General features: G+C 63.7%; 20 protein-coding genes. 12 read left to right on the top strand and 8 right to left on the bottom strand.

Annotated features, from left to right (window positions below):
• Positions 1–3 precede the first annotated feature (3 nt).
• The 4 genes from flgE to flgB form a co-directional block, all read right to left on the bottom strand.
• Positions 4–1,212 (bottom strand): flagellar hook protein FlgE, encoded by a 1,209-nt coding sequence (gene flgE / locus R2N16_RS10615; RefSeq protein WP_316665639.1) that lies wholly within the window; start codon positions 1,210–1,212, stop codon positions 4–6.
• 37 nt (positions 1,213–1,249) lie between these two features.
• The gene (locus R2N16_RS10610) at positions 1,250–1,906 is read right to left on the bottom strand and encodes a flagellar hook assembly protein FlgD (RefSeq protein WP_316665638.1); all 657 of its coding nucleotides are present in this window, start codon (positions 1,904–1,906) and stop codon (positions 1,250–1,252) included.
• 28 nt (positions 1,907–1,934) lie between these two features.
• Entirely contained in the window at positions 1,935–2,342 is a 408-nt protein-coding gene (flgC, locus tag R2N16_RS10605; protein WP_316665637.1) for a flagellar basal body rod protein FlgC, read from the bottom strand.
• A gap of 197 nt (positions 2,343–2,539) precedes the next feature.
• Positions 2,540–2,995, bottom strand: coding sequence for a flagellar basal body rod protein FlgB (flgB, locus tag R2N16_RS10600; protein WP_045203514.1), 456 nt, complete (start codon positions 2,993–2,995; stop codon positions 2,540–2,542).
• Positions 2,996–3,418: 423 nt separating this feature from the next.
• Between flgB and flgA the strand changes: the two genes are divergently transcribed.
• The 4 genes from flgA to R2N16_RS10580 all read left to right on the top strand — a co-directional run bounded on the left by flgA (position 3,419) and on the right by R2N16_RS10580 (position 6,498).
• On the top strand, positions 3,419–4,276 hold the full coding sequence (gene flgA, locus R2N16_RS10595) for a flagellar basal body P-ring formation chaperone FlgA (RefSeq protein ID WP_316665636.1): 858 nt from the start codon (positions 3,419–3,421) through the stop codon (positions 4,274–4,276).
• Between the two features lie 122 nt (positions 4,277–4,398).
• On the top strand, positions 4,399–4,719 hold the full coding sequence (gene flgM / locus R2N16_RS10590) for a flagellar biosynthesis anti-sigma factor FlgM (protein ID WP_316665635.1): 321 nt from the start codon (positions 4,399–4,401) through the stop codon (positions 4,717–4,719).
• Between the two features lie 133 nt (positions 4,720–4,852).
• Positions 4,853–5,314 (top strand): flagella synthesis protein FlgN, encoded by a 462-nt coding sequence (locus R2N16_RS10585; RefSeq protein ID WP_004631399.1) that lies wholly within the window; start codon positions 4,853–4,855, stop codon positions 5,312–5,314.
• A gap of 458 nt (positions 5,315–5,772) precedes the next feature.
• Positions 5,773–6,498 (top strand): LuxR C-terminal-related transcriptional regulator, encoded by a 726-nt coding sequence (locus R2N16_RS10580; RefSeq protein ID WP_316665634.1) that lies wholly within the window; start codon positions 5,773–5,775, stop codon positions 6,496–6,498.
• Positions 6,499–6,622: 124 nt separating this feature from the next.
• Here R2N16_RS10580 and R2N16_RS10575 read toward each other — a convergent pair whose 3' ends face one another.
• From R2N16_RS10575 to R2N16_RS10565, 3 genes are all read right to left on the bottom strand, one after another.
• A complete protein-coding gene (locus R2N16_RS10575) occupies positions 6,623–7,684 on the bottom strand; it encodes a porin (protein ID WP_316665633.1) in 1,062 nt (353 codons plus the stop codon).
• Between the two features lie 261 nt (positions 7,685–7,945).
• On the bottom strand, positions 7,946–8,674 hold the full coding sequence (locus R2N16_RS10570; protein WP_316665632.1) for a GntR family transcriptional regulator: 729 nt from the start codon (positions 8,672–8,674) through the stop codon (positions 7,946–7,948).
• Between the two features lie 110 nt (positions 8,675–8,784).
• Positions 8,785–9,075, bottom strand: coding sequence for an H-NS histone family protein (locus R2N16_RS10565; protein WP_316665928.1), 291 nt, complete (start codon positions 9,073–9,075; stop codon positions 8,785–8,787).
• A gap of 472 nt (positions 9,076–9,547) precedes the next feature.
• On the opposite strand from R2N16_RS10565, the gene R2N16_RS10560 reads away from it, so the two are divergent.
• Both R2N16_RS10560 and R2N16_RS10555 read left to right on the top strand, forming a co-directional pair.
• The gene (locus tag R2N16_RS10560; protein WP_316665631.1) at positions 9,548–9,907 is read left to right on the top strand and encodes a hypothetical protein; all 360 of its coding nucleotides are present in this window, start codon (positions 9,548–9,550) and stop codon (positions 9,905–9,907) included.
• A 139-nt stretch (positions 9,908–10,046) separates the two neighbouring features.
• Complete coding sequence (locus R2N16_RS10555) at positions 10,047–12,719, top strand: putative bifunctional diguanylate cyclase/phosphodiesterase (RefSeq protein WP_316665630.1); 2,673 nt, start codon at positions 10,047–10,049, stop codon at positions 12,717–12,719.
• A gap of 74 nt (positions 12,720–12,793) precedes the next feature.
• Here R2N16_RS10555 and R2N16_RS10550 read toward each other — a convergent pair whose 3' ends face one another.
• Entirely contained in the window at positions 12,794–12,997 is a 204-nt protein-coding gene (locus R2N16_RS10550) for a YMGG-like glycine zipper-containing protein (RefSeq protein WP_009277078.1), read from the bottom strand.
• Positions 12,998–13,733: 736 nt separating this feature from the next.
• Between R2N16_RS10550 and dapA the strand changes: the two genes are divergently transcribed.
• From dapA to R2N16_RS10520, 6 genes are all read left to right on the top strand, one after another.
• On the top strand, positions 13,734–14,630 hold the full coding sequence (gene dapA, locus R2N16_RS10545; protein WP_316665629.1) for a 4-hydroxy-tetrahydrodipicolinate synthase: 897 nt from the start codon (positions 13,734–13,736) through the stop codon (positions 14,628–14,630).
• Positions 14,631–14,664: 34 nt separating this feature from the next.
• Positions 14,665–15,834, top strand: coding sequence for an iron-containing alcohol dehydrogenase (locus R2N16_RS10540; RefSeq protein ID WP_316665628.1), 1,170 nt, complete (start codon positions 14,665–14,667; stop codon positions 15,832–15,834).
• Positions 15,831–18,131, top strand: coding sequence for a 4-hydroxythreonine-4-phosphate dehydrogenase PdxA (gene pdxA / locus R2N16_RS10535; RefSeq protein ID WP_316665627.1), 2,301 nt, complete (start codon positions 15,831–15,833; stop codon positions 18,129–18,131). Before R2N16_RS10540 ends, pdxA begins: the two co-directional genes overlap by 4 nt.
• A gap of 113 nt (positions 18,132–18,244) precedes the next feature.
• A complete protein-coding gene (locus R2N16_RS10530; protein ID WP_316665626.1) occupies positions 18,245–19,675 on the top strand; it encodes a sodium:solute symporter family protein in 1,431 nt (476 codons plus the stop codon).
• A gap of 42 nt (positions 19,676–19,717) precedes the next feature.
• Positions 19,718–20,893 (top strand): sialidase family protein, encoded by a 1,176-nt coding sequence (locus R2N16_RS10525; protein ID WP_316665625.1) that lies wholly within the window; start codon positions 19,718–19,720, stop codon positions 20,891–20,893.
• Between the two features lie 63 nt (positions 20,894–20,956).
• A complete protein-coding gene (locus R2N16_RS10520) occupies positions 20,957–21,721 on the top strand; it encodes a DeoR/GlpR family DNA-binding transcription regulator (protein ID WP_316665624.1) in 765 nt (254 codons plus the stop codon).
• Positions 21,722–21,723 lie beyond the last annotated feature (2 nt).

Genomic DNA, 21,723 nt, shown 5'->3' with positions numbered 1-21,723 from the left:
CAATTACATCGTCACCAGGGTCTGCAGGATGGTGTCCTGCGTCTTGATGGTCTGCGCGTTGGCCTGATACGAGCGCTGCGCAATGATCATGTTGACCAGTTCGGCAGACAGGTCCACGTTGGACTGCTCCACCGCCGACGACTGCAGCAGGCCGAACGACCCCATGCCCGGCGTGCCCAGGTTCGGAGCGCCCGAGTTGGACGTTTCCACCCACTGGTTGCCGCCGATGTTCTGCAGACCTTCCGGTGCCTTGAAGTTGGCCATGGCGATCTGGCCCAGCGTCGCCGTGCGGCCGTTGGAGTAGCGCGCGGTGACGGTGCCATCGGTACCGACCGCGTAGCTGGCCAGGCGGCCGGTGGCGTAACCGTCTTGCGTCACGCCCGGGGCGGTGTCGTTGTAGCCGCCGCCGTACTGCGTGGTGCCCGTGAAATCCATGCTGGCGATGCTCATGCCGGCGAAGGCCGTGGCAATCTTGCTCGGCGACGAGGTGAGCTGGCCGCTGCTGTTGAACGTGAGCGACGTGACCGGGTTGCCGCCGGTCGGGTTGTTGCCGTCCACTTGCGAGTACACATCCCAGCCCGAGGCGGTGCGCACGTAGTAGTTGGTCAGCATGTGGGCCGTGCCCGTGCCGTCGTACACCTGCTCCGAAACCGAGTGGTTGAACGTGGCCGAGTTGGTGGCCGAGAACGGCGTGGTGGTCGGCACCGTGGCCGCGGCATCCAGGTTCACGCCGAATGCGGTGTTGGTGGTAGCCAGCGGCGCCAGGTCGTTGACGGGAATCTTCAGGTTGGTCAGCACGGCGGTGTTGACCTTGCCGGTGGAATCCACGCCGTAGCCGGTCAGGTTCTGGCCGGTGGCCGAGATGATGAAACCGTTCTTGTCGGTCTGGAACTGACCATTACGCGTGTACGACACCTGGCCGCTGGACGCATCGACCATACGGTAGAAACCCGTGCCGTTGATCGCGATGTCCAGCGGGTTGCCGGTGTTGGTCACATTACCCTGCGTGAACGACTGCGAGACCTTGGTCACGCTCACGCCCTGGCCGATCTGGTTGTCGGACGCACCCACCAGCGAGCGTGCGTACACGTCGCCAAATTCGGCGGTCGACTTCTTGTAGCCGACAGTGTTGGCGTTTGCCACGTTGCTGCCGATCACGTCGAGGTTGGCAGCGGCAGCGTCGAGACCGCTCAGGCCTTGCTGGAATCCCATAATGTTCTCCCGTAGAAAAGAAAGCGGGTTCGACCCGTTACTGAATAGTGGTGACGTCCGACAGCTTGGCCGTATTGCCCGAGGCCAGTTGCAGCTGCGTCGTTCCGTTGGTGATGGTCACGCCCGTGACCTTGTCGGCGCCGGTGGCGTTGGCCGTGGTGGTCTTGCCGCCGAGCGTGGCGGAAACCGAGATGGAGTACGTGCCGTCTGCCACCGTGGTGCCGCTGTCGTTCTTGCCGTTCCAGGTGTAGTTGCCGCTGCCGGCAGCCATCTGGCCCAGATCGACCGAACGCACGGTGTTGCCGTTGGCATCCTTGATGGTCACGACCACGTCGTCGGCACCGTTGGGTACCGAGATGCCGAAGTTGGCCGTGCCGGAAGCCAGTGTCAGGTTGGACGACGGCACCTGCACGGTGCGGCCGATCAGCGACGAAGCCTGCGTGGCCGCGCTCTGCGTCGCCATGCTCGACATGGTGGTGTTCAGTTGCTGGATACCGTTCACAGTGTTGATCTGCGCAAGCTGCGAGGTCATCTGCGAGTTGTCCATCGGGTTGAGCGGATCCTGGTTCTGCAACTGCGCAACCAGCAGCTTCATGAACGTGTTCTGCAGATCGGAGCCGCTGGTGATGGCAAGCTGGTTTCCGGAGGTCGTGCTCGAGGTGCCGGTGGTGCTGCTGGTTGAGCTGACGGTCATGTTCGTGTCTCGCTATGAATGGAGCCGCTTACTGGCCCAGGGTCAGAGCCTTGGAGGCCATCGTCTTGGTGGTGTTGGCGACTTCCACGTTGGCCTGGTACGAGCGCGACGCAGAAATCATGTTGACCATTTCGTCCACCACATCGACGTTCGGCATGGTCACGTAGCCGTCGGCATCGGCCAGCGGGTTGCCCGGCTGGTGCATGCGCTTCATGGGGGTGACGGTGTCTTCCACCACGCGGTCGACCGACACGCCGGTGGCGTAGTCGTCAGACTCCTGCGCGGGCGTGAACACCACCTGCTTGGCGCGGTACGCCTTGCCGTCCGGGCCGGTCACGCTTTCGGCGTTGGCCAGGTTGGAGGCGACCACGTTCATGCGCTTGGACTGCGCGGTGAGCGCGCTGCCAGCTACATCCATCACCTTGAATAGCGACATGTTGATTCCGATGTCTTCAAACACTGTTGCCGGCACTGCTGCCGGACCGATCCGGTGTTCCGTATGGCGGCTTGCTCCGGACCGATATTTCCCGGCCCGGAGCGCCACACAGTTCCCGCCCCTCTTTCGCCGCGCGTGATTGCTGCGCGGTCGTCTTAATGCCTGTCTGCTGCTCTTGCTGCTCTGGCTACGTCGCGCTAGCTGTTCTGAATGGCCGCCAGCATCGACTTGATCTTCTGCGTCACGATGCTCAGATCGGCCTCGTAGCGCACGGTGTTATCGGCAAAGCGCATGCGCTCGCCGTCCATGTCCACCGTGTTGCCGTCGATGGACGGCTGCTGCGACGTGCGGTACTGCACTTCGCCCTGCAGCGCCTTGGTCTGCTGCGACAGCGAGGCCTGCATCAGCGACACATCGCCGGCCGGTGCGCCATCCACTGTCAGGTGGCCAGCAGCCGTTGCCGTCATCGGCAGGCTGTTACCGCTTTGCTGGCCGACCGCCTTCTGCAGCGCCGACTGAAAATCGAAGTCGCGCGCCTTGTAATTGGGCGTATCGGCGTTGGCGATGTTCGAGGCCAGGATCTGGTGCCGCTGCGAGCGCAAGTGCAGCGCCTGCTCCTGAAAACCGAATAACTGATCCAGTTTGTCGACCATGTCTGTCATTCCTTGCGCGTGGCGCCCTGTTTACGGCGGCCACCCGCCGGGGTTGCGTTCTGTACTGCGTTTGCGTGTTGCGTGTTCCCTTGGGCCGGAGAACTCGGCATCAGCGGCCCCTTCAAAACCGCCGATGCCGTCTCCAAAAACCGCTGAACCGCTTGTCATGCTGAGTTGCCGTCATGCAACCTCAGTGGAAAAGACCTGTCTGCGAATCCGAAAGCCAGCCGGGAAACCGTCTACCGGGGCAGGCTGTGCGGCCAGGAACCGCACAACGCCAGGGACTTCACCACGTTGCAAAGTCTAGGGGCCGGTGTGCAAGACCATTCGTCCGAATAAGGGGGGGATTGGCCGACATTTCCGCATTTGGCGCTCGCGCAGGCGTGGCTACACTTCACCGGACTTTTGATGAAGGGGCTTTCCATGTCCACGCGGTTTGCACGCAGCGCGCACCACCCGATCAGACCTGCCGCCACGGCCGCGCCGCTGGCGGCGCGCCAGCGCAAGCTGTTGCTGATCCTGGCGCTGGGCCTGCTGGCCAGCGTTGTGCACCCGCTCCTGGCGCATGCACAGGGCATGACGCGCGTCGGCTACCCGCCGGCCCAAGCCGTGCCACAGCCCGTGCAGCCCACCACCATCCAGGGGCCGAACGCCCTCCAGATGCAGATTCAGCAACAGTTGCAATCGCAACTGGACATCCTGGGCGGCACGAATGAGGGGGGAGCGCCACGTGCGTCGGTGGAAGTTGGCCCGGTGGATGCACGCGTGGCCAACCAGCCCTGCGACCAGATCGACCTGATGCTGCCGGCGGCCAACCGCCTGCGCGGCCGCATACAAGTGGGCGTGCGCTGCCGCTCGCCGCACGCCTGGGCGGCCTGGGTGCCGGCCACGATCCAGATCACGGGGACGTATTACGTCGCCTCACACCAGCTGCCGCCGGGCAAGACGCTCGATATGGGTGATCTGGAAGCCCGCACGGGCGATCTTTCGATGCTGCCGGCCTCCGTTGTGCAACAGCCGGCCGATGTGGTGGGGCGTGTACTGCTCACCAGCGTGGCCGCCAACCAGCCGCTGCGCGCAGAAAGCCTGCGCTTGCCCATTGCCGTGCAGGCCGGTCAGACCGTCAAGCTCATTGCCGAGGGCGGTGGCTTCCAGGTCAGCAGCGACGGCCGGGCCTTGAACCAGGCGGCCGTGGGCCAGGTGGCGCAGGTACGCACCGCCAACGGCAATGTCGTCTCCGGCATTGCACAGTCCGCCGGCGTCGTGGCGATCCAGTTTTAAGACCGAATTGATATCGATAGATCACTTTCACACTGTGATGCGTTATCGATACCTGCCGCTAAAGTTTGGGCCGGGGTTGGCCGATATGGGTGTTAGGATGAACGCGCTCTTCGGAGACACCCGTGAAAATCAACCATATCGTGAACAACACGCCGGCCGTTGCGCCGACCAAGGACGCAGCGTCCGGGTCGACGCGCGCGACCGGCTCGTCCTCGGCCGCTACGACGGTTTCGGGCACCACGCGCCACAGCGGCGATTCGCCGTCGCTGTCGGTCCAACAAGTCTCGCGCCAAGTGGGCAGCGGCGACTTCGACGCCGCACGCGTCGAGCAGATCCGCAGCGCCATTCAGAACGGCACGCTCAAGATGGACGCCGGCAAGATCGCCGATGCGGCGCTTTCCGACGCGCAATCGCTGCTCTCCACGCGCTCCAAGAAGGTCTGACGGGGGTTTCCCGTCGTCCGTCCCCTGTATTTTCTGACGCCGCCGGTCCGAGGGTTTTCGACTCTCGACTGATCGCGGCGGGGCGGCGTGCCGGCCGGCGGCTGCCCAAGCTTCCCAGCCTGAGGTAGTCACCATGGACAACACACTGCTGATCCGCACCCTTGCCGACGAGCAGGAACTCCTGCGCGCAGCCACCCTCACCCTGGATGCCGAAGCGCAGGCGTTGCGCGATGGCGACATGGTCGAACTCGAGCGCATTACCCAGACCAAGCAGAAACAGCTTGCCGCGCTGGGCGAGGCCGACCGCGACCGCCGCCTGTGGTGGGCCCAGCACGGCGGCGCCGATCCGTACGGGCTGGTCAAATACCTGCGCACCGATGAAACCGCCAGCCGACTGTTCGACGAGAACTTGGCCCTGGCCCGCCTGCTGCGCCAGCGCAACATCGACAACGGCACCCTGATCGACCTGCGCCTGCGTGCCACGCAGAACGCGCTGTCCGTCCTGCATGCCGCCAACAACGGCGGCGGCACACCCTATGGCCGCGATGGCAAACAACCGCTGTCGATGCCGCGCTTCTCGGTCGTCGCGCAATAAGCCACCACAACACGTTTTTGGGTACAAAAGCCCCGCTTTACGCTCACGTCAATGGGCGTAAAGTGGGGCTAGCTGCTGCTGCCTGATCCTGCTATCTATAGGGGGGTCCAGCACACCACCGATCGGGGTAAACAAAAAGGTTTACATCCCATTGATGGGTGCAACAAGCATGCTGGGGATTTATTCTGCGATTTTGGCGGGGTTAATCCTCCGCGCCTGGCGACATAAACAAGAAAAACCGGAAGGAATTTGCGCCTGAATGGCGTGCCAAGGTTTCGGCCCGGCGGCACCGCACTGCGGTGACTGCCGGTTGAACGGGGAAATATACCGAGACCGCACGCCAGAAGCATTTCCACAGGCACGGCTGCATTGATTTTTGGACCGGCTGGTCCAAATAGACGCGGCAACAAGCTGATTCCGGGAATGGGCAAACAAACCATAACCAGACAGGCGGCGCAGTGAAATCAATCGTAGTGGAGGCACACCCTTTGGTGCGTGCCGGCGCGACCCATGTGTTGCAATCCTTGCCGGCCATCACTGAAGTGGTCAGCGTCGAGCCGGACGAAGCCCTCTTTGAAAATCTTGCGGCGCATGCGGACGCCGAACTGGCCCTGATCGGCCTGCCCTTACCGGGCATCGACGATCTGCCGGCCCTCTCCCGGCTGTTGCAACAGCCGCACCCCCGACATGTCGCCGTACTGGGCGAAACCGATTCCGCTGCGCATGTGCGTACGCTGATGCAATTGAATGTCTCGGCGTATCTGCTGAAAAGCTATTCCGGCAAATTGATTGCAGCGGCATTGGAATTGGTGCTTGCCGGCGGCCGTTATGTGCCGGCGTCGATCGTGCTGACACGACCCGAAGCCATTGCAGCAGGTTCGGCCCATGGTAATGACGATTGCGCGTTGCTTGGCCTGACGCAGCGCCAATATGAGATTCTCGTGTTGCTCTCGCGCGGGCACCCGGTCAAAACCATCAGCCGCATGCTCAGCATTTCCGAGGCGACAACCAAGGCGCATATCAACGCGCTGTATCGCCGGCTGGAAGTGCGCAGCCGTACCGAGGCCGTCTTCGTTGCCACACAGCGCGGCGCCATGCTGCTGAATCATCCGAAAATTGGAGCCGAGTCCTCATCGCCGGTCTCGCCGCTCTCGCCGCCATTGCGCCTGGCGCGCACCGGCTGACGCTCCGCCCTTTGGGCTCCTCAGCACAACAAAAAACGGCGCCCGGAATCCGGACGCCGTGGCAAATGCCCGCCCACGCTGTCGAGACGCGGGCGGTGACAAGGAAAAGCTGAACGCGAAAGGCTTAGAACTTTGCGCGGATGCCTACACCGAAGGTGTCGGCCGTCGACAGGTCCGACACCTTGTCGCGGAAGTACGCAGCATACACATCGGTGCGCTTGGACAGCGAGTAGTCGTAGCCCACCGCCCAGGTGTTGCGCTTCACGTCAGCCGCACCTGAGGTCTTCGTGTAGGCATACGATGCCAGCACGGCGCCCGGGCCCACCGGAATCGACACGCCCAGCTGGCCGCCGTTGCTCTTCGCGTCGCCGGTGCTGATGGTGTTCTTGATGTACTGGTATTGGCCGTACAGCTTGACCACGCCAAAGTCATACGTGGCGCCCAGCTGCCCCGCCGTCTGGCGCGAGAAGCCAGCCACCAGGCTGTTCAGGTCGCCCGGCGCGCCGTCGTAGCGCACCTGCTGAAACGCCGCCGTGGCCGCAAAATTGCCGCGGAAGTACAGCAGGCTGCCGCCCCACTTGTTCTGACCGTTGTGACCAGCTTGCTCGCCGGCGCCGTAGATCAGGTTGGCCGTCAGGCCGCCCATGTCCGGCGTGGAATACATGATCGAGTTGTCCCAGCCCGAATCGCCCACCAGGCCCGAAATGCCCGCAGCACCCGAACGGCCGTTGCCGAGGTAGGTGTGGAACACCATCGGCGAAAAAGTGTACGAATCGATAAACGGGTTAAACAGGATCGTCGAAACGAAGTACGGCGGCGTGTTGCGGCCGAGCTTGATCGAGCCCCAGGTGTTCGACTGCAGGCCGACAAACGAATTACGTGCGAAGAAGTGGTCGCCATCAAAGCGGCCGGACTTGCCCGTATCGGGGCGGAAGAACGCTTCCAGCGTGAAGATCGCCTTCAGGCCGTTGCCCAGATCTTCGCTGCCCTTGAGGCCCCAGTACGAAGTCGACATGCCGCCCGAGTTGACACCCCAGGCGCGGTCCTGGCCCAGGTTCTTGGTGGCGCCCGCCCAGGCGTCTACCTGGCCGTACAGCGTCACAGACGATTGGGCCTGCGCCGCGCCTGCGGTCAGACCCGCAGCGGCAGCCAGCACGGCCAGCGAAAAACCTCGCTTGAATTGCATCGTTGATTTCTCCCTCTTGTGGTTCCGGTGTGTTGAATCGACTGAATCAGCTTTAAGGCAGCAGGTGGCTCAACCCGCCGCTGCTGAGATGGCGCCGTGAATGCAACAGCCGTGCCAATACGTTGTCGGCAAAGCAATCGCTTCACAAATGAATACGTTTTCCTGGGAAGGGGCGCAGACTAGCTTGAATACCCTAGGCGGACAAGTCCCCATTGCTGGGTGTGTGGCGCCGTTTCTGCACCGGTCTGGCGCAGTGCGCTTTCAGTCGTTTTGGAGCACGCGGATATCCACTTCGCGCGTGTAGCGCTCGGGGGAAAAGTCGCAATACGTGAGGGAGATCGGCACGTCGGCCACGCTGTAACCGATGCGGCGCACGCGCACCAGTGGCACGCCCGCTTCCACGCCGAGCTGCGCGGACTGGTGGGCATCGGCCACACAGGCCAGCGGCGCCTCGCGCGAGCGCGCGATGGTCAGGTTGGCGCGCTGGAAGACCTGCACGAACAGGCGATCTTCAAAGTCGCGTGCCTCAAGCATCGCCGCCAGCCGGGACGTCAGCCAGGTCCGGAGCAACATGATGGGCTGCCCCTCTACTTGGGCGCGGCGCTCGACAAACGCCACCTGCGCGCCCACCGCCAGGTCGAGCGCGGCGGCCACGGTCTCGTCGGCCGGCTCCAGTCGATATGCACTGACCGTGTAGACGGCGCCCGGCACGTATTCCAGCGCAGCGTCGGACTGGCCCGGCGCGTACAGCACCGGCCGATGCGGCCCCACGCGGTCGAGCACCACGCTGCGCTGCCCACGCGAACGCTTGAGCAGCCCGCGCGCCGCCAGCTCATTCAGTGTTCGGCGCGCCGTCAGACGGGATACGCCGTAGCGCTGAGCGACTTCGTTCTCGCTGGGCGCGATGCTGCCGGCCGGCAAGGTTCCGTGCAGGATGTCGAGCCGAATGCGATCGGCCAGTTCAAGATATTTGGGCAGGCGGGGTGTCATGCCGTTGTTATACAGGAACGATCATCACGCGCAGCAACGCAAATGGCCCACCGGGCGGGTGGGCCATTTGCGTTGCACGCTTGCGCGCGCGTCAGGCAGTGCCAGACAAATCAGGCGATCAGGAACTTGTCGCGGTTCTTGCCGATCCAGGCCGGGGCACGGCCGCGGCCGGACCACGTTGCGCCCGTCTTCGGGTCACGATACTTGGCCGGCACCGGCGCCTTGGCACCAGCACGGCGGCCGCGACGTTGGGCCAGCCCCAGGTCTTCAGCCGTCAGGCCATATTCGGCAACCGTCTGACGCACTTGCTGGATAACTGCTTCCAGTTCTTTGGCGCGCGCCGTTTCGATCTGCTCTTCCAGTTTGGCCCTTTGTGCAACCAATTCCTTGTATGTCGCCATATGCGCTCCCAATAAAGTTTCGTGTGAAATCTGGTGTTGACCAGATATTAGATCAATTGTATTCATAACTGAAATCAAATTCCAACGTTTTTGATGGCAACCCCTCAAACTGCGCCACTAAGCCAGGAATCAACTCGTGGCACACCGGATGCTCAGGTTTCAATCGGAAAGTCAGATTGACGCATCGGATTAGCGTACGCGATCATGCAAGGCCACAAACCGGTATCGCGCTGCATTTCAGTGCCACCACCATAGCAAGCGTTGCCGGGTCCCGCAATTCTGGCTTTTGCCGCAAGCAGCAATCTGCAGCATCGCAGCAGTACAGCAAACGCAATATCAATTCATACGCAGGCCGCCGCGCGCCGGGCATGCCATTGCACCGCGATTGCACCTGTCATGGCATGCCCATTCGAGCTGGCGGTAAAACGATTCAAAGCAACAAGCCCCTTGGCTGCAGTTGGATGAGACAACGATGAATCCACCCTTGCCGCGTCGTTTTTTCTTTCTGCTTTTGGTCTTTGGCGTACTGGTAGGTACCCTGTTTGCCGCCGCGACCTTTTTCTTTGCGGAACGTTCAGTTGAACGGATCAGCGCATATTTCATCCTGACAATGGGAACATGCGTTTTGATGTGTGCAATCGGGTTAGCACTGACGCATCGTTGGATCGATCAGCATTTCGCCGCGCGGGAAAATTGGAATGGCGCGGATACCGCAATAGAAACACCGCCCGCAGCCGAGCCGCAGCAAGCCGTTTTGAAACCCGAGGCGCAAACGAACAGCAGCGCGACCGTCAAAGCGAATTCACAATGTGTTGTATCGGCCACAAACTAGACTTTGCGCCGCGCCCGACTTTTGCGCATCATGAAGAACATTGCCCCAACTTCCGGTAGCCGGCCCGCGCTCTCCGCCAGCTTCGCCCGAAGTCCATGCGTAGTGAGATGTCGGGCAATACCTCAGGTTGGAGCGTGGGATGCAAGACGAAATTTCCTACCCGTTGTCGGCGCAAAGCCTTCCGGTTCCGCTCTATGTGGTGCTCGAAGGCCGCATCGTCTTTGCCAATGCTGCCGGCGTTTGCATGGTGCGTGCGCTCTCGGCCGACCAACTGCTCGGCGAGCCGTTCTCACGCTTCTTCCAGGACGTGCCCACGTGGCTGGAAGTCGGCACCGGAGAAGACGCCGATACGACACCGGCCGGCACCCGGGCCATCCCGGCGGCACAGCTCATCTCGGCCCTTTCCGCCGGCGATTCCAACGAGGTGGTCAGCGTTCGGCTGACGGTCACGCCTACCCGCTTTGATGGGCTGCCGGCGCAGCAGGTGGTCGTGCACGGATTGCCTCTGCCGCTCGATGCGCAACTGCCGGGCAAGGCCAGCGAGCGCGTGCTGAGCGCCGAAGCCATTGGCGCAGCGCTGCCGCACGAGCATCTCGATCATCTGCTTTCCACGCTGCCGTCCGCTGCTTCGCTTGGCGAGCGGCTGCATGCTGCGCTGCGGGCGCTGGAAGCGACCTTGCCGTCAGCACTATGCGTGGTGGTGCGTGTCATTTCAGGACGCGCGCGGCTTTATGGCACGCAGCACGCCCGGGCGCGGCTGACATTGCACGACGCCCCTGCGGCACACTTGCCCACCACAGCACAGGGCGAGCTTGATATCGAACTCGCCCGCATCGCTCCGCTGCTCAATGAGCTGGCGCCCATCGAACTGACTCGCGAAGCCAATGCGCCCATGGCTTTGCGCGCAGCGCTCGTCGGGGTGTTGGACACCGCGCAGCCGACGTGGCTGTGCCGCATCCCGGCCCAGCATGGCGGCATGGCCGTCGCCGACGATCTGCTCTGCCTGTTCTTCCCTGCCGGCACCACCCCACCCGACGACGCGACGCTGCGCGCAGAGTGCGGCCGCTACATCGCCGCCTTGGTCAAGCTGCTGCGCCTGGAAAACGAATATCGGCAGTCCCGCGAGCTGCGCGATCAGTATCGGCTGGTCGTCAATCATCTGAGCGAGGGCGTGCTGACGCTGTCGACCGATGGCCGTGTGCTGTCGTACAACCGCAGCGCGGCCGAGATCCTGCGCATGTCGGGCGCGTCATGGAAGGGCCGCCCGCGTGTGGCATTGAGCGACATGATGCTGGGCGAAGACGGCGCCATCCTGCCGCGCGCCGCATGGCCTTCCACGCTGGCAGCCCGCACGGGGCGAGCGATCAGCAACGTCGTCGTGGGCGTGCCGGCAGGCAATGGTCAGATCGTGTGGCTGCGCGAATCGGTGCTGCCGATGTTCTCCCCGGACAGCGCATCACCGCACGCAGTGCTGGTCATCTTTACCGACATCACGGCCGAGCGCTCCGCCTACGAGCAGTTGCGCCTCCTGGAGACCAAGGATTCGCTCACCGGCCTGCCCAATCGTGCGGCATTCATCGAGCGGCTCGATGCGCGGCTGGCGCTGCCGTCCACGGGGAAATCCGCGCTGCTGTATATCGGGCTGGACCACTTCAAGACGGTGAACGAGGCGATGGGGCACCACATGGGCAACCAGGTGCTGAACATGGCAGCGCAGCGAATCCGTGCCCAGGCGGGCCAGCGCGCGTTGCTGGCCCGCCTGGGTGGCGACCAGTTCTGCGTAGCCATTGATGACCCGAACGCCGCCGACACACTCGCGCAGCAGGTGCTCGACGCGCTGGCCCGCCCCTTTACCGGCGGCGAACGCGAAGTGCATCTGTCGGCCAGCATCGGCGTGGCGGCCTACCCTGAAGATGGCGGCGATGCGGCCACGCTGGTCAGCCATGCTGAAGCCGCCATGCACCGCGCCAAGGAAAACGGCCGTAACCGCATCACCCGTTATTCGCGCGCGCTGGAAACACAGATGCTGCGCCGCTTCACCCTCAACGAGCGCATGCGGCGTGCGCTGGGGCGCGGTCAGGTGCGGCTGGTGTATCAGCCGAAGTACGCACTGGACTCTGGCGAACTGGTGGCGGTTGAAGCGCTGATGCGGTGGTCCGACCCCGAACTGGGCGCGGTGTCGCCCACCGAGTTCATCGACGTGGCAGAGGAGTCTGGCTACATCCTCGAACTCGGCCGCTGGGCACTCATGCGAGCCTGCGCGCAGGGCGAGGCATGGGCACGCAAGTTCGGCTTCACGGGGCGCATGGCGGTGAATGTGTCCGCGCGGCAATGCGATGCGGGCGTGATCGAGCGCGACGTCGATGAAGCGCTCAAGGCCTCGGGCATGGCGCCGAGCCGGCTGGAGCTGGAATTGACGGAAAGCGTGCTGCTGGCCGACCGGCAATCGACGCAGCGTCTGTTGATGAGCCTGGCCGCACGGGGCGTGCGTATCTCGCTGGATGATTTCGGCATCGGGTTCTCGTCGCTGTCGTACCTGCGCAGCTTGCCGATCCACAACATCAAGATCGATCGATCGTTCATCAGCGGCGTACCCGGGGTGGCCGACTGCGTGGCGCTCACCAAGACCATCATCGCGATGGCGCGCGCGCTGAACATGACCGTCACAGCCGAAGGTGTGGAAACCCCCGAACAAACGGCCTTCCTGGCCGCACACGCGTGCGACGAAGTGCAAGGCTTTCTGTTTGGGCGACCGCTGGAAGTGTCGGCGCTGGAAGAGTTGCTGCGCACTCGCAGCCGCGCGCGGGCATAACAAAGCGGACCCAAAGGTTTAACCTCGGGTCCGCTTTTCTTTTCTTTTGGGTCGACGCCGAGGTCGAATCCAGATCAACGCGTCGATACGTTGCCCACCAGGCCGCCTAGTGCGGCGCCGCCCAGCGTGGCGCCCGGGCCGCCAATCAAAGCAGCGCCAGCCAACCCGCCCACACCCGCACCAATGGCGGTATTGCGTTGACGTGCCGTCATGTCGGCACAGCCGGTTGCCGTCAGCAACGTGGCACCGGCCAGCAGAATCGTCAGTACCCGAACCATGTTCTTCTCCTTGAATGCGTCGGTCGCGATGAAGCCATCGCATATCGGGAGTCTGGCCAACCGGCGCTCGACTTGCTGTTTCAAGTTGTAATCAATCGTTGCAATGCGCGGGCCGCCCGCTCCGGACAAGCCGTGCCAAATTCACGAGCAACGCCGATCAGAACCCGTCCCCACGCGGCTCGGATGGTGTTTCCCACAGACTTATCCACATGTTCTGTGCATAACCCGCGCCAACGGCGGAGACCCAAGTCACAAAAGGGCTTGACGGGTTTAGGCAAACATGCAGATCACGTAAAACGTGTGCGTGCAGCGGAAGTTATCCACATCAGGCGCAGCGGTTACATCGTGCAACAAACCTTTGTGCGTCAACTGCTTGCGGTCGCTTTTGCAAGCGATGTGCGCGGTGCTGTGGACAAGTTGCATTGACCTGAAAGCGGCACTTGATCCACTTTTGTCCCAATTTAGATCGAATCGATCAAAATTCGCCGCCGCTTTTTCCCGAATGACCGGTGCGTTCAGCAACCTGCGTGCCCTTTGTACCAAACAAACAGCACAGCATTGCGCCAAGTTGGCTGCGGCGGTCGGGGGAGATCAGGGTAAACAATGATCGATTCGATCATTTTTCTAATTACAATGACCGAATCGATCGATGCACGAGAAATTCAGCCGTGCATTCTTCCCAACTAAGCTGGCCTAAGGGCTGCCCTGCCCACCACGAAAACGAAAGGATCGCCACATGACCACGTCGTTCAAAGGGATCGTCCCGGCCCTGATCACCCCGATGACCCCGACCGAAGACGTGGACGAAAACGGCCTGCGTGTACTGGTCGATCGCCTGATCGACGCGGGTGTCCATGGGTTGTTCGTTCTCGGTACGAATGGTGAATTCATCGCGCTGAGCGAAGAAGAGAAGCTGCGCATTGCGCGCATTACCGTGGACCAGGCGCGCGGTCGTGTGCCCGTGGTGGCCGGCACTGGCGCTTATGCCACGCGCGACGTGATCGCGCTCAATCGCAAGATGCAGGACGTGGGCGTGGATGCGGTGTCCGTCATCACGCCGTACTTCAATGGCGCCACGCAGCCGGAGCTGTTTGCGCATTACGAGCAGATTGCGCACGCGACGTCGCTGCCGATCCTGCTGTACACGATTCCGGCCAAGGCCGGCGTGACGCTCACCGTCGACACCGTGCGCCGGCTGGCGGACATCCCCAACATCCGTGCCATCAAGGACAGCGGCGGCGACTTCGACCGCCTGCTGCAGCTCATCAACCTGCGCCGCGACGACTTTGCCGTGTTCACCGGCACCGATTCGATGATCCTCTGGACGCTGATTGCCGGTGGCGACGGCGCGGTGGCGGCCACCACCAATGCGGTGCCGCAGGTTGTCATGTCGATCTGGAACCAGTTCCAGGCGGGCAACATTCCGGCCGCGCGCGCAGCACAGGAATCGCTGCGCGCGCTGCGTGACGCGTTTGCGCTCGGCACCATGCCCGTGGTGCTCAAGACCGCTGCCGAGATGCTCGGCATGCCCGCCGGTCCGGCGCGCTCGCCGGCCAAGCCGCTCGATGCGAAGAGCCGTGAACGGCTGGCCGAAGCCCTCGCCATCTACCGTGACGCGGTAAACGTCGCCTGAGTCCCGCCGCCCGTCTTTTACACCACCAAACGCCATGTCCCAGACCTATCACTTCCAGACCGTCAAGCACATCGTCCACGGCGCAGGCAGCCTGGCGTTGCTGCCCGAGAAACTCGCTCTGCTCGACGTGCCCATCAAACGCATTGCGCTCATCACGCAGCCGGTGATGGAGCAAAACGGCGTGATCGGGCGTGTGGTGGAAGCGCTGGCCGCGCGTGACATTGAGGCTCGCATCGTGCGCGGCGTTGAGCCCGAACCGACCATTGAAAACGTCGAGACCGTCTTCCGCGAGCAAATCGCGCCGTTCGCGCCGGATGCCATCCTGTCGATCGGCGGCGGCAGCGTGCTGGATGCGGCCAAGCTGTTTGCAGTGCGCCTGACCAATGAACAGCCGCTGCGCGATTGGCTCGGCATTGATCTGATCAAGCGCCCGGGCATTCCGCTGGTGCTGGTGCCGACCACCGCGGGCACGGGTTCCGAAGTCACGCCCAATGCCATCGTCACGCTGCCCGATGAAGAACTGAAGGTGGGCATCGTCAGCCGGCATCTGCTGCCGCAACTGGTGATTCTCGATGCGGAACTGACCTTCGATTTGCCCAAACCGATCACCGCTGCCACGGGCATCGACGCGTTCGTGCATTCGCTCGAGTCGTATATCTCGACCAAGGCGAACCCGGTGAGCGACATGTTTGCGATGGAGTCGATGCGACTCATTGGCGCGAACATTGTCGAGGCGTATCGGAACGGCCGTTCGGTCAAGGCGCGCGAGGCGATGATGCTGGGCTCGATGTACGGCGGCCTGGCCTTGACTGCTGCCGGAACGGCTGCCGTGCATGCGCTGGCATATCCGCTGGGTGGCATGTTCGGCATTACGCACGGTGTGGCCAACGCGATGCTGCTGCCGCACGTGATGGCGTTCAACAAGGATGCCATCGTCGCGCGCCTGGCGAACGTGGCACGCGCGCTCGACATCAGCCGCCATGATGATGGCGACGAGACCGCCGCCGATGCACTCATCGAACGCCTGACCGAGTGGACCGACGTTGTGCAGATCCCGCAGGACCTGCGCCAGTTCGGCGTGTCGGAATCGCACCTGGACGCGCTGGCCGAGGCCGCCTCGAAGGTCAAGCGCCTTCTGGGCAACAACCCCAAGCCGCTGAGCCACGCCGACATTAAGGCCATCTACCTGCGCCTGCTGCCGTGAACACAGCCGCCCACACCGCTCCGAAGCTGCTGATTCTGGCCGACGACCTATCGGGCGCCGCCGATTGTGCGGTGGCCGGCGTGCGTGCCGGATTGCGCAGCGCGGTCATGTTGCGTGCCGATATTGCGCAACCGGCAACCGCCGATGTGCTCGCGCTGGACACGGACACGCGCCGTGCCAAAGCCGTCGATGCGGCTGCCCGGCAAGTGCAAGCGTGGCACGCGCTGGCCCGTCCGGCCACGCGCCTCTACAAGAAGATCGATTCGACGCTGCGCGGCAACGTGGCTGCCGAGGTGGCAGCGCTGGTGCCGCTGGCGGGGCTCGCCATTGTGGCGCCGGCATTTCCGGCTGCGGGGCGGACCACGCTCGAAGGTCGCCAGTGGCTGCATGGCCTGCCGGTCGAAGACACCGAAGTCTGGCGCAACGAGAGCATCGCCGGTCGTGCCGATCTACGAGACATGTTCGTGCATCACGGTTTGCAGACCGCGGTGCTGGCGCTCGCTGACATCCGTGCAGGTGTTGTTGCATTGGCGGGCCGCCTTACCGCATTGCAAGCGGCTGGCGTGCAGGCGGTGGTGTGCGATGCCGAAACCGATGAGGACTTAGCTTGCATCGCCGATGCCTCTGTACGGCTGGCGCACGCGTTCTGGGTCGGCTCGGCCGGCCTGACGCCGGTGCTCATTCGCGCGCTCGGGCTTGGCAGCGCCAACGCCACCGTCGACAACGATGCGGCAACCGCCATCGCAGGGCCGGTGCTGACGGTGGTGGGCAGCATGTCCAGCGTCTCGCACACCCAGGCGGGCGAGTTGAAAGCGGGCACCGGTACCGGATTGCTGTGGCTGGAGCTGCCCGTCGAAACGCTCGACACACCGCAGGCCGACATCACCCAGACCGTGATCGACGCGCTGTGCGACGGCCGCGACGTGCTGGTCACGCTCAGCCAACGTCAACGCGGCAACAACGCCGACGGCCTGCATTTCTGCCGCCGCCTGGCCACGTTGCTGGCGCCGACCCTGTCGCATGCCGGCGGCTTGATCGCCACTGGCGGCGAAACGGCGCGCGCCCTGCTGTCGACAGCCGGTGTCGACGCGCTGCAACTGACCGATGAAATCGAACCGGGCATGCCGTTGCTGCACGCCCGGCTCACTGGCGTCGGCCGCGTGCTGCCGGTCGTCACCAAAGCGGGTGGCTTCGGCATGCCCGGCTCCCTGCTTGCCGCCTGGCGACGGTTGGTCGAAACCGCGGGCGGCACCCCACCTAAAGGAACTCACGCAATGACCTATCGTCCTGTCATCGGCATCACCATGGGCGATGCCGCCGGTGTCGGCCCCGAGATCATCATGAAGGCGCTCACGCACCGCGCGGTGTACGAGCAATGCCGGCCGCTGGTGATTGGCGACACGGCGCGCCTGCGCGATGCCGCCCGACGCGCCGGGGTGGCGCTCGAAGTACGCTCGATCGAACGCCCCGCCGACGCCGCCTTCCGCTACGGCGTCGTGGACTGCATCGACCTCGGCCTCATCCCCGCCGACCTGCCCTACGGCAAGCTCTCGCCTATTGCGGGTGATGCGGCGTATCAGTACATCGCCCGCACCGTCGAGCTGACCTCCGCAGGCGAACTGGATGCCATCTGCACCGCGCCGCTGAACAAGGAAGCACTGCATGCGGGCGGTCACATCTTCCCCGGCCACACCGAAATGCTGGCGCACCTGACCGGCATCGATGAAGTCTCGATGATGCTGGTGGCGCCCAACTTGCGCGTGATCCACGTAACGACGCATATCGGCCTGCTCGACGCCATCCGCCGCATCGAGCCAGGCCTGGTCCAGCGCACCATTGAACGCGCACACGCCACGCTGGTACGGGCCGGCATCGACAACCCGCGCATCGGTGTATGCGGCATCAACCCGCACGCGGGTGAGAACGGCCTGTTCGGCCACGGCGAAGAAGAGGAAAAGATCATCCCCGCCGTGCAGGTGCTGCAGGCACGGGGTTGGCGCGTGGAGGGCCCGCTGCCCGCAGACACGCTGTTCTTCCGCGCCGGCCGTGGCGACTTTGACGTGGTGGTCGCGATGTACCACGACCAGGGCCACGGCCCCGTCAAGGTGATGGGGCTGGAGGCCGGTGTGAACGTCACCGTCGGCCTGCCGGTGATCCGCACCTCGGTTGACCATGGCACCGCCTTCGACATTGCCGGCAAGGGCATCGCCGATGAACGCAGCATGCTCGAAGCCTTCCGCCAGGCCTGCGAACTCGCCACCCGGCACGAAGACCGCGAAGCTGTTCGTGCCGCCTGAGGGCCGCCCAAACACCATGTAGCAACCTGCAGTATCGCGCCCCGCGCAAGGCCTGACCCGGCGGATACACGCCGGGCTGGCCGGAGCACCCCGCTCAAATACAGGAGACAAAGATGACCTCGTTTTCGAACTGGGACACCACCATGATCATCGCCATGGTCGTGGTCTATATCGTGGTGACCAGCGTGGCCAGCATCCGGCTGCGCAGCCGCAATTCCGAGCAGTTCATGGTGGCCGGGCGTTCAATGCCGGCCGTGGTGGTGGCCGTGCTGCTCATGTCGGAATACATCGGCGCGAAGTCGACGGTGGGCACGTCGCAGGAGGCGTTCAGCGTGGGCATTGCTGCGTCATGGTCGGTGATCTCGGCGGCGATCGGCTTCCTGTTCTTCGGCCTGTTCATGGCCCGGCGACTGTATGCGTCGGGGGAGTTCACCATCTCGGGTTTCATCGCGAAGAAATACGGCAACACCGCCAAACTGGTGGTGTCGGCCATCATGATCTATTCGCTGCTGCTGGTGAACGTGGGCAACTACGTGAGCGGCGCGGCCGCCATCTCCACCGTCATGCACATCAACCTGCCCACGGCGGCGGTCATCACGGCCATCATCAGCACGATCTACTTTGTGTGGGGCGGCCTCAAGAGCGTGGCGTACCTGACCATCGTGCACAGCGCGGTCAAGGTGGTAGGCATCGGCATCATCGTTGCGGTGGCGTGGAAGCTCTCGGGCGGCATCATGCCCATGGTGCAGACCATGCCGGAGCACTACTTCACGTGGAAGGGCGCGCTGTCCGGCGGCACCATCGGCGCGTGGATCATCGGCTCGGCCGGGGCGATCTTCTCGACGCAGTTCATCGTGCAAGCCATCTCGTCCACCAGGAGCCCCGAAGCCGCGCGCTCGGCGTCGTTGATGGCCGCGGTGCTGTGCGTGCCGATCTCGATTGCGCTGGGGTTCATCGGCGTGGCCGCAAAGTACCTGTTTCCGGGCATCAAGAGCCTGTACGCACTGCCGGTGTTTCTGCAGCACATGCACCCGCTGCTGGCCGGGGTGGTGACGACGTCGCTGGCGGCATCGATTTTTGTGAGCGTTTGCACGGTGGCGTTGGCCATTGCTTCGCTCATCGTGGCGGACTTCTATGTGCCCCGCTATCAGCCCACGCCCGAGCAGGAAATGCGTGCCACGCGGTGGATCTCGCTGGCGGTGGGCGTGCTGCCGCTGGTGTTCGTGCTCTTCGTGCCGCAAATTCTGGCGCTATCGTTCTTCACGCGCGCGCTGCGGCTGTCGGTGTCGGTCGTCGCGCTCATCGGCATCTACCTGCCTTTCTTCAACAGTAGCCGGGGCGTGGTCTGCGGCCTGATCCTGGCAGCGGTGACGACGACTATCTGGTACTTGCTGGGCAACCCGTTCGGCGTCGACAACATGTACATCGCGCTCGTCACCCCGGCCCTGGTGCTTGTGGTCGAGAAGCTGCTCTTTCGCGCAGCGGTACCCGCGCAGCCCGGTGCGTCGGTCGGCAGCATCAAGCCCAACAGCACAGCGCATTGATCGCCCAGACATTGAGCATTCAGCATTGAGTCGAGACACAATATGACCGCACTCCTTCCTGCCCACGGCGCCTTCGATTCCAGCGTGCGCGCCGCCTATACAGACGCCGAGCGCCGCGAAGCCTTCCTGCCCACACCCTGCGTGCAGAACCACGCGGCCAACCTGCACGCGCTGCCCAACGGCGATCTGCTGTGCGTGTGGTTTGGCGGCACGCAGGAGGGCATTCCCGATGTGTCGATCTATCTGTCGCGTTTGGCAGCAGGCACCACCGAATGGCAGCCTGCGACCAAACTGTCGGAAGACCCGACAAGATCGGAGCAGAACCCGGTGCTGTTCAGCACGCCCACCGGCGAACTCTGGCTGATCTACACTGCGCAGCTTTCCGGCCACCAGAACACGGCCATCGTGCGTCGGCGCATCTCAACAGACGGGGGCCAAAGCTGGGGGCCCATCGAAACCCTGTTCGACCAGGCCGGCACCTTCGTGCGCCAGCCCATCGTCGTGCTGCCCGATGGCGCGTGGGCCTGCCCCGTGTTTTTGTGCCGCACACAACCCGGTGAACGCTGGGTGGGCAACGACGACATCAGCGCCGTCATGGTCTCCGAAGACCAGGGCAGCACCTGGAACCGCTACGACGTGCCCAACAGCATCGGCTGCGTGCACATGAACATGCAGACGCTGGCCGACGGTAGCCTGCTTGCGCTGTACCGCAGCCGCTGGGCCGACCACATTTACGCCAGCCGCTCGCAAGACGGCCGCACCTGGAGCGCGCCGCAACCGACAACGCTGCCCAACAACAATTCGTCGATCCAGTTCGTGGCACTGCGCAACGGCCATCTGGCACTCGTCTACAACGAGAGCGATGCCTCGCACAGCACCGGCCGCCGCACCTCGCTGTATGACGACATTGAAGACGCCGAAGACCACGGCGAGCTGCGCGACCAGCAGGCGTCGCCACGCGGCACCGCGTTCTGGGGCGCCCCGCGCGCGCCGCTGTCACTGGCCATTTCGGAAGACGGCGGCCACACCTGGCGCCGCCGCAACATTGAAATCGGCGACGGCTACTGCATGACCAACAACTCCGCCGACCAGCGCAACCGCGAGTACTCGTACCCCTCCATCGTGCAGGGAAACGACGGCGCGCTGCACATCGCCTTCACCTACTTCCGCCAGCGCATCAAATACGTGACGGTGGACGAGACCTGGGTGCGCGGCTGACCCGAGTGGGGGCCGATTTGCTACAGTGGCTCCCCTTCTGAGGTCGGTTGGATATTTGCAGACATGAAAGTCACGAAGCGCCGCGAGGCCATGCTGAAAGCCGTGCTGGGCGGCATGAACGATGTCGCCACGCTGTGCGAGCATTTCGGCATGTCAGAAGCCACCGTGCGCCGCGACCTGCGCGCGCTTGCTTCCGATCGCCGCATCCTGCGCACGTATGGCGGCGCGGCAGCAGTCGGTTCGCACGAACCGGAAGCGCCGCTGGAAGAGCGCCGCGCCAGCGCACGCGAGCAAAAGGAAGCGATTGCCCGGTTGGCGCAAGCGCATATCGCCGATGGCGACACCGTCTTCCTCGACGGCGGGACGACCACCGCAGCGCTGGCGCGTCATCTGTCCGGCAAACAAGTCCACGTTGTCACGAACAACCTGATGGTGGTGACATCGCTGGCGGCCGGCGGCATCCCGGTCACGCTCATCGGCGGCGATGTGCGCCCATCGAGCATGAGCACGCTGGGGCCGCTCGCGCAGTTGTCGCTCGGCCGCGTGAGTGTCGACAAGGCATTTCTGAGCGCCGACGGGGTGGTCGCCACCAACGGCCTGTGTGAAGCCTCGGCCGATCAGGCGTATCTGAAGGAGTGCGTGATCCGCCAGGCCGCGCGGGTGTTCGTGCTGGCCACGGCAGACAAGCTCGGGCGCGCCAGCCAGCAGCACTGGACGCCCATCGAGCGGCCCTGGACACTCATCACCGACAACGGTGCGTCGCCCGAACAACTGGAGCCGTTCCACGAACGCGACGAAGTCAACGTGGAAATTGCTCCACTGGAATAAGC

The organism is Ralstonia psammae (genome assembly GCF_958405935.1).
GTDB lineage: Bacteria > Pseudomonadota > Gammaproteobacteria > Burkholderiales > Burkholderiaceae > Ralstonia > Ralstonia psammae.
The sequence above is the reverse complement of the archived record's forward strand: the minus strand, read 5'-3'. Positions and strand labels throughout refer to the sequence as shown.